Annotated in this window: 16 protein-coding genes; 14 read left to right on the forward strand and 2 right to left on the reverse strand. The window is 49.2% G+C overall.

Going from position 1 to position 17304, the window contains the following annotated elements; translation table 11 throughout:
- The first annotated feature begins 360 nt into the window (after window positions 1–360).
- From DW817_RS04905 to DW817_RS04965, 13 genes are all read left to right on the forward strand, one after another.
- Window positions 361–1749, forward strand: a complete 1389-nt coding sequence (locus DW817_RS04905) for an MATE family efflux transporter (protein ID WP_009015213.1) — start codon at window positions 361–363, stop codon at window positions 1747–1749.
- 347 nt (window positions 1750–2096) lie between these two features.
- The gene (locus DW817_RS10940; RefSeq protein ID WP_021736494.1) at window positions 2097–2231 is read left to right on the forward strand and encodes a hypothetical protein; all 135 of its coding nucleotides are present in this window, start codon (window positions 2097–2099) and stop codon (window positions 2229–2231) included.
- 138 nt (window positions 2232–2369) lie between these two features.
- Window positions 2370–3158 (forward strand): putative hydro-lyase, encoded by a 789-nt coding sequence (locus DW817_RS04915; protein WP_016459460.1) that lies wholly within the window; start codon window positions 2370–2372, stop codon window positions 3156–3158.
- Window positions 3159–3222: 64 nt separating this feature from the next.
- Window positions 3223–3765, forward strand: coding sequence for a TIGR00730 family Rossman fold protein (locus DW817_RS04920; protein ID WP_009015210.1), 543 nt, complete (start codon window positions 3223–3225; stop codon window positions 3763–3765).
- The gene (yfcE, locus tag DW817_RS04925; RefSeq protein ID WP_120111265.1) at window positions 3762–4319 is read left to right on the forward strand and encodes a phosphodiesterase; all 558 of its coding nucleotides are present in this window, start codon (window positions 3762–3764) and stop codon (window positions 4317–4319) included. Before DW817_RS04920 ends, yfcE begins: the two co-directional genes overlap by 4 nt.
- Before the next feature lie 351 nt (window positions 4320–4670).
- Window positions 4671–5696 (forward strand): glutathione S-transferase family protein, encoded by a 1026-nt coding sequence (locus tag DW817_RS04930; protein WP_371414502.1) that lies wholly within the window; start codon window positions 4671–4673, stop codon window positions 5694–5696.
- 20 nt (window positions 5697–5716) lie between these two features.
- Entirely contained in the window at window positions 5717–7060 is a 1344-nt protein-coding gene (locus tag DW817_RS04935; RefSeq protein WP_120111273.1) for an MmgE/PrpD family protein, read from the forward strand.
- The gene (locus tag DW817_RS04940) at window positions 7057–7890 is read left to right on the forward strand and encodes a transporter substrate-binding domain-containing protein (protein WP_243634068.1); all 834 of its coding nucleotides are present in this window, start codon (window positions 7057–7059) and stop codon (window positions 7888–7890) included. The genes DW817_RS04935 and DW817_RS04940 overlap by 4 nt, the downstream gene beginning before the upstream one ends.
- Before the next feature lie 27 nt (window positions 7891–7917).
- On the forward strand, window positions 7918–8634 hold the full coding sequence (locus DW817_RS04945) for an amino acid ABC transporter permease (RefSeq protein WP_026385385.1): 717 nt from the start codon (window positions 7918–7920) through the stop codon (window positions 8632–8634).
- Complete coding sequence (locus tag DW817_RS04950) at window positions 8627–9349, forward strand: amino acid ABC transporter permease (RefSeq protein ID WP_120111279.1); 723 nt, start codon at window positions 8627–8629, stop codon at window positions 9347–9349. The genes DW817_RS04945 and DW817_RS04950 overlap by 8 nt, the downstream gene beginning before the upstream one ends.
- Window positions 9346–10155, forward strand: a complete 810-nt coding sequence (locus DW817_RS04955; protein WP_009015203.1) for an amino acid ABC transporter ATP-binding protein — start codon at window positions 9346–9348, stop codon at window positions 10153–10155. The genes DW817_RS04950 and DW817_RS04955 overlap by 4 nt, the downstream gene beginning before the upstream one ends.
- Window positions 10134–10619 (forward strand): GNAT family N-acetyltransferase, encoded by a 486-nt coding sequence (locus DW817_RS04960; protein WP_120111403.1) that lies wholly within the window; start codon window positions 10134–10136, stop codon window positions 10617–10619. Before DW817_RS04955 ends, DW817_RS04960 begins: the two co-directional genes overlap by 22 nt.
- Before the next feature lie 102 nt (window positions 10620–10721).
- Window positions 10722–11156 carry a hypothetical protein gene (locus DW817_RS04965; protein WP_009015201.1) on the forward strand — a complete coding sequence of 145 codons (435 nt, stop codon included), beginning with the start codon at window positions 10722–10724 and terminating at the stop codon, window positions 11154–11156.
- 478 nt (window positions 11157–11634) lie between these two features.
- Here the strand turns inward: DW817_RS04965 and DW817_RS04970 are convergent, their stop codons facing one another.
- Window positions 11635–12813 (reverse strand): MalY/PatB family protein, encoded by a 1179-nt coding sequence (locus DW817_RS04970; protein ID WP_120111282.1) that lies wholly within the window; start codon window positions 12811–12813, stop codon window positions 11635–11637.
- 603 nt (window positions 12814–13416) lie between these two features.
- Between DW817_RS04970 and DW817_RS04975 the strand changes: the two genes are divergently transcribed.
- Window positions 13417–16110, forward strand: a complete 2694-nt coding sequence (locus DW817_RS04975) for a YadA-like family protein (protein ID WP_243634069.1) — start codon at window positions 13417–13419, stop codon at window positions 16108–16110.
- 64 nt (window positions 16111–16174) lie between these two features.
- Here the strand turns inward: DW817_RS04975 and bioB are convergent, their stop codons facing one another.
- On the reverse strand, window positions 16175–17146 hold the full coding sequence (gene bioB, locus DW817_RS04980) for a biotin synthase BioB (RefSeq protein ID WP_120111289.1): 972 nt from the start codon (window positions 17144–17146) through the stop codon (window positions 16175–16177).
- Window positions 17147–17304: the final 158 nt, after the last annotated feature.

The following is a 17304-nucleotide window of genomic DNA, read 5'->3' on the forward strand; positions in this document are numbered from 1 at the left end:
ATCTTTAGGTTAATTAAAAATAAAAATATTGCTGGTCCAACAAGAAGGTCTCAAACCGAATTCGTGTCTTGATTCGGTTTGAGGCTTTCTTTATATTTTTTTTCTTTAGGTTCGATGCACGTCTTACGGTCTTTTCCCCTCCGATTTTCAGCCTCCTAGCCTCCTAAGCCAGGCGAATCGTCTTAGCCAAGGGTCATCTTTCATTTCATATCGCCCGCTTTAGCCAAGCTGCCCTAGCAGCGCCTTAGTTAACCGCTTAGGCTCCATCACCCGACTTTTCGCCCAATTTACCCCATAAATTGTTTACAAATAAATCACACAATATGGTAGAATAAGGAAATCATGGAAGCTTGGAGGAACATGGCTGTGAGAAAAAGACGCAATCTTGATATGACGCACGGACCTCTGCTTGGGAAAATTCTTCTTTTCAGTGTGCCCGTCATGCTGACAAGCCTTCTGCAGGTTGCCTTTAACGCGGCCGATGTCATTGTGGTCGGTCAGTTTGCGGGCTATAGCAGCCTTGCTGCCGTTGGCAGTTCGACATCAACCATCTTTCTCTTCATCAACATGCTGGTTGGGATTTCCGTTGGCGTCAATGTCCTCATTGCCAACTATGTTGGCGCCGGAGATAAGGACCGGGAAATTTCCCATGCCCTTCATACGGCGATGACCGTTGCCCTTGTAGGCGGTCTTATCATGGGGAGCGTTGCCATCATCTTCATTCCTTACGTCTTGCACTGGATGAGTACACCGCCGGATGTCTATGATAAAGCGCTCCTTTATATGCGTATCTATTTTTCAGGAACCCTCTTTCTCATGGCCTATAACTATGGGACGGCAGCGCTGCGCGCCATTGGTGATACGGAGCGGCCGCTTTTCTTCCTCATCATTAGTGGCGTGACGAATGTGGTGCTGAACCTCATCTTTGTCATTTTCCTGAAGCTTGATGTGGCCGGTGTAGCTCTTGCGACCATCATTAGTGAGGCCCTCAGTGCCTTCTTGGTCCTTCGCTGCCTTAGCAAGGAAACAGGGCCCTGGCGTTTTGACGTTCGGCGCCTTGCCATCCATCGCAACGCCCTTTATGACCTTTGCCGTATCGGTGTTCCTGCGGGCATCCAGGCCTGTCTTTTCAGTCTTTCCAACGTCGTCATCCAAGGCGCTATCAATACTTATGGCAGTCTGGTCGTAGCAGCTTGCGGCGCCGCGGCCAACATTGAAAACGTCATGTATATCCTCATGAATGCCTTCCATCAGGCGAGCATGACCTTTGTGGGACAAAACCTGGGCGCCGGTAAATGGGAGCGCGTGAAACGGGTTGTTACAATCTGTGTCAGCCTTGTGACCTGTGTAGGCATCATGGAGGCCATTGCCGCGCGGCTCTGGGCACCGGAAATGATTGGCCTTTTTAACAGCAACCCTGATGTCATCGCTTATGGTGTAGAACGGCTTTTGTGGGTGACCGCCCCTTATTTTGTTTTTGGCATTGCAGACGTCCTCGTTGGCAGTATCCGCGGCTTCGGGATTTCCGTTGCTCCCATGGTCGTGAACCTTTTTGCGACCTGCGTCTTCCGCCTGGGCTGGATTGCCTACCTCGGCGCCCCGAACTGCCCTGTTTCCCTTGTTTATTTGTCTTGGCCCATTTCCTGGGTTATCCTTCTTACCGTCCTTTCAAGCTACTGGTTCTACCTCTATCACAAGATGGGGCGCCTTCAAAGACGCAAAGGGGATGTGACCATGACCGTTGCCTGAGGATGCTTGTTGTTCAGAAAAATACAGATCCTAAAAAATATTGCCCTCCACATGAGAAAAGGAAATCCTATCTCGTGTGGATTTTTACTGATAAAATAGAACGGTTAAATGAAAATAAACTCAAGAAATTGGTGAAATGTGATAAGTTTTTCGAGATTAAGTAAAATTAATTACAATATAAATGAACTTGCAAATTGAAATTGTGAAGGATTTGTGAAGGCCTTTACGTGAACGAAAAGGAGCGTATAATGAAAAACATTCAAGAAAGGAATAATCAAAATCCGTTTCTTGAAGGGAAACTGATCTTCCCAGCTCATTTGAACCAATCTGAAAGGGAGGGATTCTTCATGATTAAAATGGCAGAAGAAAAGATGTTTCGTACCTGGGACCTCGTTATGGTCTTTCTAGCAACAGGTTCCTTTTCCTCAAAAAAATCTGGCATGACGGGTCCTGCCCGTCAGTGGAACGCACTCATTTCCTGAAATGAAGGCCGCTGCCTACGGGCGGCGGCCTTTGCCGCTGAAAAAAGAGTTCACAAAGCCATCAAGATAGGGTATAGTGAAAGGAGCATAAGTATATTTTACAAGGATGCCGCTTAGACGGCAAAAGGAGGCATGACAATGGACTGCAGTACCATGAAACCGACCGCTTTTCGTGAGCTTGTTCGTTCCGGCCGCTTTACAGGTCAGACTTCTGGCGTTTGCAATGGCTACGCTCAAGCAAACCTCGTCATTTTGCCCAAGGACCTGGCCTTTGATTTTCTCCTTTTTGCAACACGCAATCCCAAACCTTGCCCCATCCTTGATGTAACGGAAGTGGGAAACCCCGAGCCGCGCCTTGCCGCGCCCGGTGCCGACCTGCGCTATGACATTCCCAAATACCGCATCTATCGTCACGGCGAGATGGCAGAAGAAGTGGCCACCCTTGAACAATATTGGCGTGATGACCTTGTCGCCTTTCTTCTCGGCTGCAGCTTTTCCTTTGAAGGACCGCTCCTTGACGCGGGCCTTGAAGTACGCCACATCACGGAAGGGCACAACGTTCCCATGTATATTACGAACCGCGAATGCATCCCCGCCGGCGTCTTCCATGGACCAACTGTTGTTTCTATGCGCCCTATGAAGATGAAGGACGCCATCCGTGCCGTCCAGGTCACAAGCCGTATGCCCAACGTCCATGGCGCTCCCATTCATATGGGGGACCCTGCCGCCATCGGGATCAAGGACATCAATCATCCTGATTTTGGGGAACCAAGCACCATTGGTCCTGGGGAAATTCCTGTATTCTGGGCCTGCGGCGTAACGCCTCAAGCCGTCGCCATGGCCGTAAAACCTGAGTTTATGATTACGCATGCTCCTGGTCACATGTTCGTCACCGACCTTCTTAACTCAGAACTAAGCATTCTCTGATTACTTTGGATCCACGCCCCTTGCGGAGTGGGTCCTTTTCCTCAATTATCCAAAGGAGTTTTCTATGAATATCACCGTCTACTGTGGATCCCAGTTTGGTGCGGATCCCATTTACCAAGAAAAAGCCAAAGAACTGGGACACTGGATTGGCACAAATGGCCATACCCTCATCTATGGAGGTGGCAAGATTGGCCTTATGGGTGCCGTAGCGGACGCGGTGCTTGCCGAGGGAGGTCCCGTCATTGGGGTCATCCCGGAATTTTTGAAGACCCCGGATAAGGTCCATGACCGGCTCACAAAGCTTTATACGGTGAAAACCATGGAAGATCGCAAAAGACGGATGATCGACCTGGGCGAAGCCTTCATTGCCCTTCCCGGCGGGCCAGGAACCTTGGAAGAGATCTCTGAAATCATGAGCCTAAGACGCCTCAAAAAGTGCACCGCGCCCTGCCTCATCTACAATGTAAGCGGCTATTATGATCCTTTGGAATCCATGTGTCAGCGCATGGGCCGGCAGGAATTCATCGTTTCTGACTATGAAGAAATTGTGCTCTTTCCTCGCTGCCTCGACGAGATCCGTTATTATCTGGAGGAGGAAGAAGGATGAAGAAGATTATCGTAGCGTCTGACCTTCATGGTTCGGGTTTTTACACGAAAAAACTCATGGCAGCAGCCGCACGGGAAAAGGCGGAACGAATGCTTCTGTTGGGGGACCTGCTATACCATGGGGCCCGCAATGATCTTCCCAAAGGCTATGCCCCTAAGGAAGTCATTGCGCTACTTACGAACGCGCCTTGCCCCATATCGGCTGTACGGGGCAATTGCGACAGTGAAGTTGATCAAATGGTCCTTGCTTTCCCTATCATGGCGGATTATGCCCTCATGATGGTAGGGGAACGGACCTATTTTGTGACCCATGGCCATCATTATAATCTGAGTGCCTTGCCGCCCTTGGGCCCAGGTGATATCCTGCTCCATGGCCATACCCATGTGCCTAGTTGGACGCCCTTTGGGACAGATCACTGGGTTCTCAATCCTGGGTCCGTGACCTTACCCAAAGAGAATTCGCCCCATAGCTACCTCGTCATAAAGGACAGCAAAGTCACGTGGAAAACCCTTGACGGGGAGATTTTTCATGAGATGGATCTTGCAAATTACTAGTTTTGCAGTAGGATAAGAAATCAATGCTTTATTTGTTGGCTTTTCGCAGAGGCAGTTTGATTGGCTGATGCGAAAAGCTTTTTTTGTGCGATAAAGCGCATAGAAACACGGTTTATCTCAAGCCATCCCAATAAACGGCTTTATAATCATATCATTAAGATTATTAATAATAAGAATATAGTTTATGAAAAAATTTGATTGACAAATTAGACTAAAGTGCTATGATATAGGGCATAACCAAAAACATAGAAAATATATAGGAATTAAAGGAGCGGATAAGATGAGTTTTGCAAAAGATCCTGAAATCGCAGCAGAATGGAAAAAGGTTACGGTAAAAAAAGCCATGAACCCATGCCCATTGATTTTTCCGAGTTTCATTCCAGTAATCCCCGGGCTCATACGATTCAAAAGGAATATGATGGACAGGACCATTCCAACTTCAATCGTCGCCAAAAATATGCTGACGACGAGGAACCGCAGTTTACGACGCCCTTTGGTGAAGGACCGGGTTTCCTTCCTGTGGAAGCGGGACGGTATCGTCTCATTTGGTCCCGCCATTGTCCGTGGGCTCATAGGATTGCCATTGCCATCGATCTGTTAGGTCTTGATCAAGTGATTTCCAAGGGGGTTGTCGATCCCCTGCGTCCTGCCGGTGTTGTTGGTGATTGGTTCTTCACCCTTGATCCCGACGGCGTTGACCCTGTTTTGAAGGTTCATTCCCTGGGGGAATGCTATCGAAAAGGCAATCCTCATTATGATCAGCGCAGCACCGTTCCTGCTATTGTTGATGTCACAACGGGCGCTGTTGTCAATAACGACTACCACGACCTTACGACGGAGCTGGAAACGGCCTGGAAAAAATACTTCCGTCCTGACGCACCGGATCTTTATCCAGAAGCCCTGCGTGATGATATTGATGCCCTCAATGACATCATCTATGCTGACGTCAATCTTGCAGTCAACCTGGCAGCCCTTGTTACCAGTCAGAAGGATTATGAATTCTACTACAATAAAGTCTTTGACCGTCTGGACTGGCTGGAAAAACGTCTTAGTTCACGGCGCTACCTATTTGGCGATACCATTACCGATCCGGATATTCGGCTTTACGTGACCCTTGCCCGTTTCGATCTTGTGTTCTATCAAAAATATTATGTGAACAAAAAACGGCTCGTGGATTATCCCAATCTTTGGAATTATGCAAAGGATCTTTATTCCCATCCGGCCTTTGGAAAGAATACGGATTTTGACTCCATGCGCAAGCGTTTTTATTATGTAGATCACACGCCTTTTGAAGATTTTCCGCGCATTGTGCCTAAAGGCCCGGATATGTCAATTTGGGAAGAGCCTAATGACCGGGCGGCAAAATTCGCTAAATAAAAGCGGCAGGGGTGGAAACCATGGATGACATTACGGGAACCATTGTCCGGCTCATCAAGGAAACAGATCTGACCCATCGGGACGATCTTTTGCTGGAAGCAAGAAGAGCGTTCTTGGACTACCTTGCTTCCCTTTATCGGGCGGTAGGGAGGCAGAAAGTCAAGGCGGTGGCACACTGGGCCCAGGGGTTTGCCGGTAAGGGTCTTATGGTGGGACAGAAGGGAACCAGCTACCCCATTTTTGCGGCCTTTTATAACGGGTTTGCTTCCCATTATCTTGACCTTGATGATGCCCAATCAAATATTGCCGGTCATTTCAGTACCGTTCTTTTTTCCGTCCTCCTTTCTGTTATGGCGCCGCGGCAGTCAGTCAAAGACTTCTTGACCGCCTATGTTGTGGGCGCTGAATTGGAAGGCCTATTGGGAAGTCTTGTCAATCCCGAACATAAATGGCAGGGGTGGCATTCCACAGGAACCTTGGGCCCTTTGGGCGGCGCCTGCGCCCTAGCTAAATGGGCCCAACTTGACGAGTCTAAAACGGCGCAGCTCTTATCCCTCTGCGGCAGTCAGTCCGGCGGTCTGGGGATGCAGGCCGGCAGTGATGGAAAACCCCTTCATTCAGGCTTTGCTGCAAGAAACGCGGTCTTTGCCTTTGACCTTGTAACCGCTGTCGGGCTGTCCGCTAGGAAAACACCCTTCAATTCCCAAACGGGATGGCTGAAAACCTTTTCAGCACCAACGGGTAGTGCTGAATTTTTTGAGTCTAACTGGCTCAATAAAGGGCAGATCCTCGATCCCGGGTTATGGATGAAGACCCATCCTTACTGCAGTGCCGCCATTGGTGGGGAAGCTGCTTGTAAGAAGCTATGGCAGCAGGGTATTCGGCTCGATGACCTGCAAAAAATTGTTTTTCATTTTCCGCCTGGCGCAGATAAAGCCCTTCGCTATGAGGCGCCTCTAACGGGAATGGAAGGGAAGTTTTCCATGGAATACGTCGCTTATCAGGTTCTGACCCAAGGGTGCGTAGAAGACCGATTCTTTGATCTGGAAAAGGTACCGGAAAGCTTTACAAAAGCCTTACCCAGAATGCAGCGGAGCCGTGATTTGCCGCGTGTCCCCAAAAGTGTGCGCAGGATTGTTGTAACAGTCCAGACAAGATCGGGAAAGGTCATCACGGCAGAGGAATCCGCACCGCCAGGGTCGCCCAATCGACCCTTTACAGAGGAAGACCTATTTGAAAAATTAGCCCTTTCAAAGGATGAAAACTGGGCCGGAAAAGTTATGGAACAAACGAGGAATTGGCCCAAGGGGACCATGGAGTCACTTTGGCCGCTCCTAAGTGTAGAATCAGGGGAGGAAGTATGATGAAGATAAACCGCGTGAAAAAATGGACGGCTGTTTTGACCGTTGTCGCTGCTGTCGTTGCCTTGGCCGGCTGCGGAAATGATAAAAAAGAAGGGAATGTCCCCCATAAAGAGGCTCAAAAGATTGTGGTGGCCACCCGTGGAACGGCGAAACCGTTCACCTATACGGACGATAAGGGAAACCTCACCGGTTATGATGTGGAAATCCTTAAGGAAGTGGAACGCCGTGATCCGAGTCTGCATTTTGAATTCAAGGCAATGGCCGTCGATGCTGCCATTGTTGCCATGAACTCCAAACAAGTTGATGCCATCGCCAACCAAATGCGGCGCAATCCGGCTCGCGAAGGAAAGTACGTTTATACGAATGTGCCCAATAACTACACGGCTCGGAAACTTGTTGTCAAAGAAGGCCGTACGGACATCAAGAGTCTCGACGACCTCAAGGGAAAGAAGGTTGCCCTTACGGCAAATTCTGAGTTCCGCGATCTCATCAACGATCTCAATAAGAAAAATGGCAATGCCATTGAGGCCATTTACAGTGATAAGGGATCTGCAGAAAACCTGAATCTTGTTGCAACAGGACGGGCAGATGCCGCAGGAGAATATGAATATGTCGTGGCTGCGGCCCGAAAGGACAAGAATCTCCCTGTTGTTTCTGTTGGCCCCGTCTTCCAGTCTGTTCCGACCTATTTCATGTTCCGTAAGGATCCTAAGTTTGAATCCGTCATCCAAAAGATTGATAAGGTGCTAAAAGAAATGCAGGCAGACGGAACCTTGAAAAAGCTCTCCGAACAGTACCTTGGCAAGGACTACACCGTCCAGCCAAAATAAAGAACCAAGGAAAGGAGTGAAACAAAAATGGGAAGTTATTTCAGTTCAGCCTATATGCTTGCCTCGCTGCCCAAACTGGCCGGCTACCTTTCCGTAACGCTCTTTGTGACGCTCCTATCCGTTGTCCCAGGACTTATTTTGGCAGCCCTTCTGGCCGTATGGAAGGATCAGGGATCGCGCATAGTAAGTGGGGGCTATCGAATCTTTATTTCCTTTATCCGCAGTACTCCCTTTATCGTCCAACTCTTTGTTGTCTATTTTGGTGTTCCCCAGCTTCTTTCAGGTGCAGGCGTGGATGTGTCGGACCTGCCGCCCTTGCTCTTTGTTTTGGTGATCTTTGCACTCCACGTTGCTGGCTATGGGGCGGAAATCCTGCGTGGGAGCTTAGCGGCCATCCAGCCGGGAGAAAAAGAGGCCGCTGCCAGTTTAGGAATGACCGATGCCCAGATTTATCGGCGCATCGTCCTTCCTCAGGCTTTTGTGCTTTCCATCCCGCCTCTTGTGAATGAGGTCATCAGCACCCTTAAAGGCACGGCCTTGATCTTTAATGTAGGCATTGTTGATGTTATGCGCCAAGCTGAACTCATGGGCGGAAATTCCCAGCGGTATCTGGAACTATACGTGGATGTCGCCATCCTTTATGGGGCGATGATCTTTGCCCTTACCTTATTGGGACGGGCCCTTGAACATCATTTTCGGATTTCAGAAGACACCTTGACCGTGATAGGAGGAGAATATGAATAGTACAGCTTTTTTTGATCCATCCTATATTGTCTCAGGCCTCGTCTACATTTTTCCCTATCTCAAGGTGACTTTGGGACTGACTGTCAGCAGTGTTTGTCTAGGCACTTTCTGGGCCCTTTTCTGCGCTTTTCTTGAAATCCGCAGAGTCCCTCTTTTTAAGAAACTGGCCGCCCTTTATGTCCTCATCTGCCGTAGCTTGCCGAATATGGTCCTGCTCTATCTTGTCTATTATGGACTGCCCATTTTTGTTATGGCCATGGACCAAGAAGGCGTATTTCATTTTCCCGTGGAAAAAGTAACAGCCCTCCAAGTAGCTGTCGTGGGGCTCACCCTCCATACCGGGGCGTATTTAACGGAGATTTTTCGAGCTGCCTATGAAGCAGTACCGGAAGGTCAGAAAGAAGCCGCCAAATCCATTGGAATGACAGGACTTCAGGCTTTTTTTCGGGTCATTTTCCCTCAAGCAGTAACGGTGGCCCTGCCCATGTTTGCCAATCAGTTTCTTTCGACTATGAAAAGTACAAGTATCGTCTTTGTCATTACCGTAGTTGAGCTTTTTGGTGCAGCCAAATTGTTCAGCGAAGACAGTATGCGCTACTTTGAAGCCTATATGGCGGTAGCAATCCTTTATTGGCTTATGGGCGTCGGATTTGAATTTATTTTTGGGAAGATGGAAGTTAGAAGCAATCGGTTTAGAAAGGGGAATCTAGCATGATCCGCATTGAGCACGTTGAAAAAAGCTATGGGAAACGCCCGGTCCTAAAAGATGTCAGCCTTGAGGTGCCAACGGGCAGTGTGACAGTCATCATAGGCCCTTCTGGGAGTGGGAAAACGACCTTTTTGAGAACCATTAATTTTTTGGGACCCGCTGATAAAGGGACGCTTCAGCTTGATGAGGAACCCATCATTGATATGAAACGCGCCAGCAAAAAGGAAATCCTTCATGTCCGCCGCAATACGGCCATGGTTTTTCAGCTCTACAATCTTTTTTCCAATATGACCGTTCTTCAAAATGTGATGGAAGGGCTTGTGACGGTCCAGAAAATGGCCAAAAAGGAAGCCCGTGAAAAAGCCATTGCCTGCCTGCAGCAGGTCGGCATGGCAGAATATCTGAATGCCTATCCCATCCAGCTTTCAGGCGGTCAGCAGCAGCGCGTTGGCATTGCCCGGGCCCTTGCCATGAATCCTAAGGTCATCTTGTTTGATGAACCAACGAGCGCCCTGGACCCTGAAATCGTGGGAGAAGTGTTGTCTGTGATCCGAGAGATTGCCTCAAAATTAAAGATTACCATGATTATTGTGACTCACGAGATTGCCTTTGCCAGGGAAGTGGCCGATCAAGTTGTCTTTATGGAAAATGGCTATATTGTGGAGCGGGGGAGTGCCCAGGAAGTCCTCGTCCATCCTAAGGAGAAAAGGACCCGTCAGTTCCTTAGCCGGTTCCTGGCTCCGCAATGCCTTTCCTGCGATGAAATGGACCCCAAAAAGGAGGCTGCCTTATGGTTGAATACCGCCTCTTGACTAAAGACGATGGAGATGCTTATTTTGACGTCCTCCATCGCAGCTACGCAACTGACCGGCCATATCCACTTTCTTTTGACGCCATGGATGAAACGCGGGAAGAGGCCGTACAATGGCTCCAGGAAGAGCCGACCTTTGGTCTTTTTGTGGACCATAAGCTCGTGAGTGCCATTTCCCTGCGGATGCCTTGGGGGCACCATCCTGGCCCCTTTGGTGTGCCCCATATCGGACACTTCATTACGGATCCCGATAAGGCGCATCAAGGAAACGCCACTAAACTCCTTCATTACGTAGAAATAGAAATCTTGACCAAGCTGCTTCATGCACCTGCCGTGACCCTTGGTACGGCCAAGAGTCATCCTTGGCTTGCGGCGATGTACCGGCACCTTGGCTTTACGGAAGTGGGAGAAAAACAGCTTGCTGGGAAAAAGCATGTGACCGTCTATTTCAAAAAAGAACTGTAGGGGGATTGTCTCTCCTTGCAGTTTTTCTTTTTGTCACACATTGTCCAATTCTTTTGGGTACAATAGAGAAAACATATCTGCCAGGAAGCAGGAGGACAAAATATGATCAAGAAACAGTTTATTGCAGGTGTTCTTGCCGCATCCCTTTTTGGCTTTGGCGGTGGGGTGATGACGGCTCAGGCTTTTGATTTTGGATCCGTTCTGAAACTCGGCGGTATCAGCTACCTCGTCAATCAGTTTGGCGGAGAAATCAATACCTTCATTAACAAGATTTTTTCCCAAAATGAAGTCAGTACGGACTATGCAACAAAGGTCGTGCCCATCCTCAGTATGGGGACGGGCGGCTACATCGGTGCTGTCCAGGTCGTGGGGCCAAAAGCCCAAGTGGATAAGGTAAAAGCCGTGGGCCAGCTTGAATTCAAATTCAGTAAGATTGCCCGTATCAAAGGCCTCATCCCCATTGACAACATCAATATTACAAACGTGAATCGCGTCGAAGGCGTCGGCGTCTCCGCTGTTATCGATTTTAAGCTGTAAGAGAAAAAGAAAAAGGCCGCACAGAAATGATGGAATCATTTCTGTGCGGCCTTTTTCTGTGATGATGGGGGATGGGCTAACTCGTCACTGGCCTCTCTTTTTTCTGCAGGGACAAGAAACGTACCCCCGACAACACGATGGTCGCGCAGCAGCAATCCGTCCCTTTGCCGGGGCGGGGGACCATCAAGCGGGTGGGAAGGGGGTGCCCCGACATTACAATATGAGCGGGAGCAAGGAGCATTTTTCGATGGTTCAAGGCTCTCTGTAGGCAGACCATTTACCATATCAGGCAGACCGCAGAACCGTGTTATTGAAAAATCAATTCGGCCTCCGGTTCCGAAGGGCGGTTTGGGTCCGCACCCTTAGAGATTGTCTCTTGCGGTCTTTTGGAATCATAACATCAATCGGTGTATTTGGGCCGCCCGATTAAGAGCATATTAAATAAAAGGGTAGCCCGATTTTTGGACTGACCTTTTATTTAATTTTCCAGTGCCTTCTTTAATCTCCCAAAGGCCTCCTCAATCACAGCCCTCGGTGCCGCCATATTGAAGCGCTCGAATTGGGCGGTTTCCGGCCCGAAGATCTTTCCCGAGTCAAGCCAGAGTTTGGCTTTATCCGTAACGGCTTCTTCCAAGCCTTCATTCGAAAGACCATATCCGGAAAAGTCAATCCATACCAGATAGGTGCCTTCGGGATCGGTCATGACTGCTTGAGGAAGGTTCTTCTTGACAAAGTCCCTCGTCCAGTCGATATTGCCCTTGATGTAGGCTACAAGTTCCTTTACCCAGGCGTCCCCTTTGGTGTAGCAGCTTTTTACGGCAATCTGCCCCATGATGCTGCCCTGACTGTAGCCAGACGCGGCATTGGCCCGGCGATACGCTTGGCGGAGTGTTTCATCAGGGATGATGATATTTCCCGGTTGGAAGCCTGCAACGTTGAATGTTTTGCTGGGCGATGTAAAGACGGCGAGGTTCCTGCGATATTTTTCATCAAGGGTCAGGAAACTTGTGAAGTGATGGGGCGCATAGACAAAATCGCAGTGGATCTCGTCGCAGAGGATGATGACATGGTGGGTAAGGCAAAGGTCTCCTAGGCGTTCCAGCTCTTTTCGTGACCAGACGCGTCCCACAGGATTATGGGGACTGCAAAGGAGCAGGGCTTTCACGTTGTGGGCGATCATCTTTTTTTCTACATCGTCAAAGTCAATCGTATAGCGGCCTCCTTCATTACGAAGCTGGCTATTGACAAAGACGCGGCCATTATCTTCAATGACTTCACGAAAAGGGTAGTAGACCGGCTGCTGAATCAAAATCGCGTCATTTGGGCGTGTAAAGGCCTTGACGGCTGTAGCAAGACCATAGACGACGCCGCAGCCCACTGTCACCCATTCAGGTTTGATGTGGTACCCGTGGTGGCGGGAAAACCAGCCATCCAAGGCTTTGTAGTAGTCCGCGTCAGGGTCGGTATAACCAAAGATTCCGTGATCGATACGGGCGTGAAAATCAGCGAGGATATCCTTTGGGAGAGCAAAATCCATATCAGCAACCCACATGGGAAGAAGGTCCGTACGGCCTTTTCGGGCAAGACCAAAATCATATTTGAGGCAGCTTGTTCCGTGTCGGTTCACCAGTTCGTCAAAGGGGCTGTTGGGAGCCATTGTGCATCCTTCTTTCCTACTCATTATGTATGATACATCCTATCATATCGGGGAACACTTTTTCTGTCAATGAATCGCAGGCAGCTTTACTTTTTTAGCTAAGAATAACTTTTTGCTGAAATATGATATTAAATATCGCAAAAGCTTAAATAAATAGTGATAAACAAATTGATATAATATAAAATATAAATATAATTTAAAATAAAATTTAACCGTGATTAATCTAAAATTATCCGTAATATTTACAAAATCATAAAGTTAATATATACTATCAATTAAAGAAAGGCCTCTTTTGAGAAAAAGAAACGATAGCCATTTAAAATTATCAATAAAAAACAATGGCTTGTTCGTGAGAATGCCGCTTTGGAGAGCGGTATAAAAAACATACTCCGGATGGGGGAAGGGCTTTACCATGAAGCACTGGGGAAAAGGGTTACCCATACTTACCATTTATCACCACGGCCATATGAATGGAATTTCAGGACCAAATGATCCAGGGACTATCATCCATACGGTCTTTTGTGCTGTAAATCGTGAAGCGGTTTGTATTTCTGCCGATGGGACCAACAAAAGGGGCATTTTTCAGTGAGAGGAGTCATGACAATGAAACAACACAAGAACCTTTTAACCAAGGGAACGCTCGCCGCTGCCGTGCTTGCCATGGTTTTTGCTGGTACGGCTTATGCCGCTGACACGGCGACCGGTACCGGAAATGGAGTTGCCCAAGGAACCAATTCACAAGCAACGGATGCTACGGATACAGCAGTTGGAAAAACTGCGAAAGCGACGGGAAAGGGAAGTACGGCGATTGGCAACGGTGCCGCTGCGTCCGGGGCTAATTCGGTAGCAGAAGGAAACGGTGCCACTGCATCTGGGGTTAATTCGGTAGCAGAAGGCTACCAAGCGAAAGCAAGTGCTTCAAGTGCCTTGGCTGTGGGAAATGGCGCAAATGCAACGGCAGAAAACGCTGCCGCTTTTGGTGCGTTGTCCCGAGCCATAGGAATCGGCAGTGTTTCGCTGGGTGCTAGTTCAACGGCTAATTCAGAGGGAACCGTGGCGTTGGGCAGAAGTTCGTTCGCCGATGGAAAATCTTCTATAGCGATTGGTGATTATGCCCAGGTAAAATCCAATGGATATTCCCTAACCAGTATCGCTATCGGTCGAAATGCCTACGTCCTCAACGGAACGGGACAGCAGGAATACGAATTCAGCTTTAACAAGGATTCTTGGATAAAGACGAGTAGTGGTTTTTTTAGTTACAAGTATGATCCCAAAGAGGGAACGGATGCACTAGATCGACTTCCCGGCGGCATTGCAATCGGCACCAATGCCTATGCCCGTACGGGTTCTGTGGAAATCGGCAGTCATACTATGCAGGGGATGACTATGGCTGGAACGACTGTTGATAAGACATCGGCGAATATCATTGACATGACGACCATCGGTACGAACTCATACAACAAAGGTATGATGGCGACCATCGTCGGTGCCTATTCCATCAATACCGGAGACTTTGATGGCAGCGGTGGGTTTAATAGCCTTTCTTACGGTTCGCAGAACATGGGGTCCGTCCTCATTGGGTCCTTGAACCAGAACCGTTCCAAAGGAAATGGCGGCTATAGTGGCATTGCCAATACGATGGTCGGCGTTGCCAACATTGCAGAAAACGCGAATGGGGCACTCATTTACGGGGCGGGAAACAAGATTACGAATTCCAATAGTTACATCAACTTTAGTGGAAATACTGGCGCTGATTCGGCAGACGACCTGTTGGATAAACTTGCCACTGCGGTAAAAAATAGCGATGCTGGTGGAGCGGTTCTTGCCATTGGCGGCGGCAACACGGCAGATTACGCAAAGCATTCGATGATGATTGGCGTCAATACCACGCTTACTGGTACACAGAGCGATGTAAGTGAATTCAACATGATCAATGGGTTTGATGTGACGGCAAAAAATGTTGATCATGTGACGTCCATCGGGTACAAGAATACAATCAGTGATTCGAGTACGGTCCAGCTTATAGGCGACAACCGGAAATTGACAAATGTTAAGAACTCCGTGATTCTCGGCTCTGCCGAAAGCGAAATGGAACTGACCGCTTCGAAGGCCACCATCCTTGGCTACAATGCGAACGTACAGGCTGAAGGCGGCGTGGCTCTGGGTGCCGGATCCATTTTGAATGACTCGGAATCGGGATTGGATCAGTCCGGGTATAATCCGGCGACGAAGACAAACTCCACCGACACAAGCTATATTTGGCGTCCGACCCTAGCTGCTGTGTCTGTTGGTGTCAGCGGCACGGATACGCGCCGCATTACGAATGTCGCTGCCGGCATCAATGATACGGATGCGGTCAATGTGGCCCAGCTGAAACAGGTGGCAGGCAGCGCCGGCGGTTCAGCAAACCTCATTGCCGGCGACGGCATCAAGCTCGTCAAGGGTACCGACGGCTCCTGGACAATCAGCACGAACTTCGAGAACTCTGGCTCGGATGAAGTGACGTATAAGGATGCGACGAACACGGGGGATACGACCAACACGGACAGTGGCACGACTTCGGACACAGGCAAGGCGGCTGTCATCGAAACGAAACTTACGGCCGATGACGGCAATACGACAAGCCTTGGGGACAATAAGGACAATCAGCTTGGCATCAAGGGCGATGGCGAAAACATCAAGACCAGCGTCAGTGGCAGTGATGTGAAGGTTGCCCTCAGCAAGGACCTTAGCGTAAGCAGCATCACCATCAATAACGGCGGCCCGACCATCAACGAGGGCGGCATCGACATGAACAATACGAAGATCACCAATATCGCCGACGGGGATGTCTATGAAGGCTCCAAGGATGCCGTGAACGGCGGCCAGCTGTGGAGCGTCCAGCAAGGCATGAATGGACGCATCAGCCGCCTTGATACGAAAATCAATCGTGTCGGTGCCGGTGCAGCGGCCTTGGCAAACCTTCATCCCCTTGATTTTGATCCTGACGACAAGTGGAGTTTCTCCACTGGCTTTGGGAACTATCGCAATGCCAATGCCCTGGCTGTCGGTGCCTTTTATCGCCCCGATGAAAAGAGTATGGTAAACATCAGCGGTACCTTTGGCAACGGTGAAAACATGGTTGGTCTGGGTGCAAGCTTCAAGCTTGGCAAGGAATCCTCCGTGACAAAGGGAAATCTCCAAAAGACCATTACAAACCTCCAGACGCTTGTGGCAAGTCAGGATAAAGCCATGAAAGCGCAAAATGAAAAAATCGCCAAGCTGGAAGCCATAGTGGCCCAGCTCATGGCAAAATAAGCTCACCAAAAACAAAAAAACTCCGCCCTTCGGGGACGGAGTTTTTTGTTTTTGGATGATGTGATCAGTGGTTGACTAGGCCAAGGCGGGCAATCATTTCCATGTCTTCTTTGATGGTTGTACCGCTTGTGGTAAGCATATTTCCCGTAATGGAAGCAGATGCACCGTGAAGCAGGGCCGATTCCCCGTTATCAGGAAGCAGCTTCCGGCCTGCGGCAAGACGGATGTTTGCCGTCGGGTTAATGAAACGGAAGAGGGCGATGGTCCGCAGGATGTCTTCGGCAGGAAGGGAAGGGCGGCCTTCCATCCCTGTTCCGGGAATGGCCATAAGGGCATTGATGGGGATGGACTCGATGCCGAGCTCTTGAAGGGTAAAGGCCATATCGATGCGGTCCTGCCAAGTTTCTCCCATGCCGATGATGCCGCCGGAGCAAACACAGAAGCCCGCGCGCTGGGCGGCCTTGATGGTGCGGATGCGGTCATCGAAGGTATGGCTCGTGCAGATATGAGGGAAAAAGCGGCGGCTGGTTTCAATGTTATGATGGTAGCTTGTGACGCCGGAAGCAAAAAGGCGGCGCAGCTGGTCTTCGCTTAAGATGCCATGGGATGCGCAGAGGTCAATCGTCAGGTCTTTTTTCATGGCCTTGTAGATGGAAAGCGCTTTATCGAAATCCTTTCCCGTGAGGGCGCGGCCGCTCGTGACCATGGCAAAGCGGTTGGCACCGGCGTCCTGGTCCATTTTGGCCGTTTCCATGATGGTCTTTTCGTCAAGAAAATCGTATTCTTCACAGCTTGTGTGATGGCAGGCAGCTTGGGCGCAGTATTTGCAGTTTTCGCCGCAGCGTCCGCTTCGAGCATTGATGATGGTGCAGAAATCAACATGGTTGCCGCAAAAATGGCGCTGTAGGGCGCCGGCACCTTCTTGAAGTGCTGCAAGCGGCAAGGTCAGCATATCCTGAACAAAGGCTTCGTCTTTCTTGAGGCGATAGCCATCGATGATGGATTGTGTCATGGTTTTGATCGTTTGATCTGACATGGTCTCATAACCTCCCTTAATTGTACAGGTATCAGTATAACGAAAAAGAAAAACGAGAGTCAACGGTTAAATAATTATGGTTAACATAAAATAAAAGGGAACCGTGGAAAATCAGCTCATTGATATTATCGTGATAAAATCACGAAAATATCATAAAT

It is taken from the genome of Acidaminococcus sp. AM33-14BH (assembly GCF_003603525.1).
Lineage (GTDB): Bacteria > Bacillota > Negativicutes > Acidaminococcales > Acidaminococcaceae > Acidaminococcus > Acidaminococcus intestini.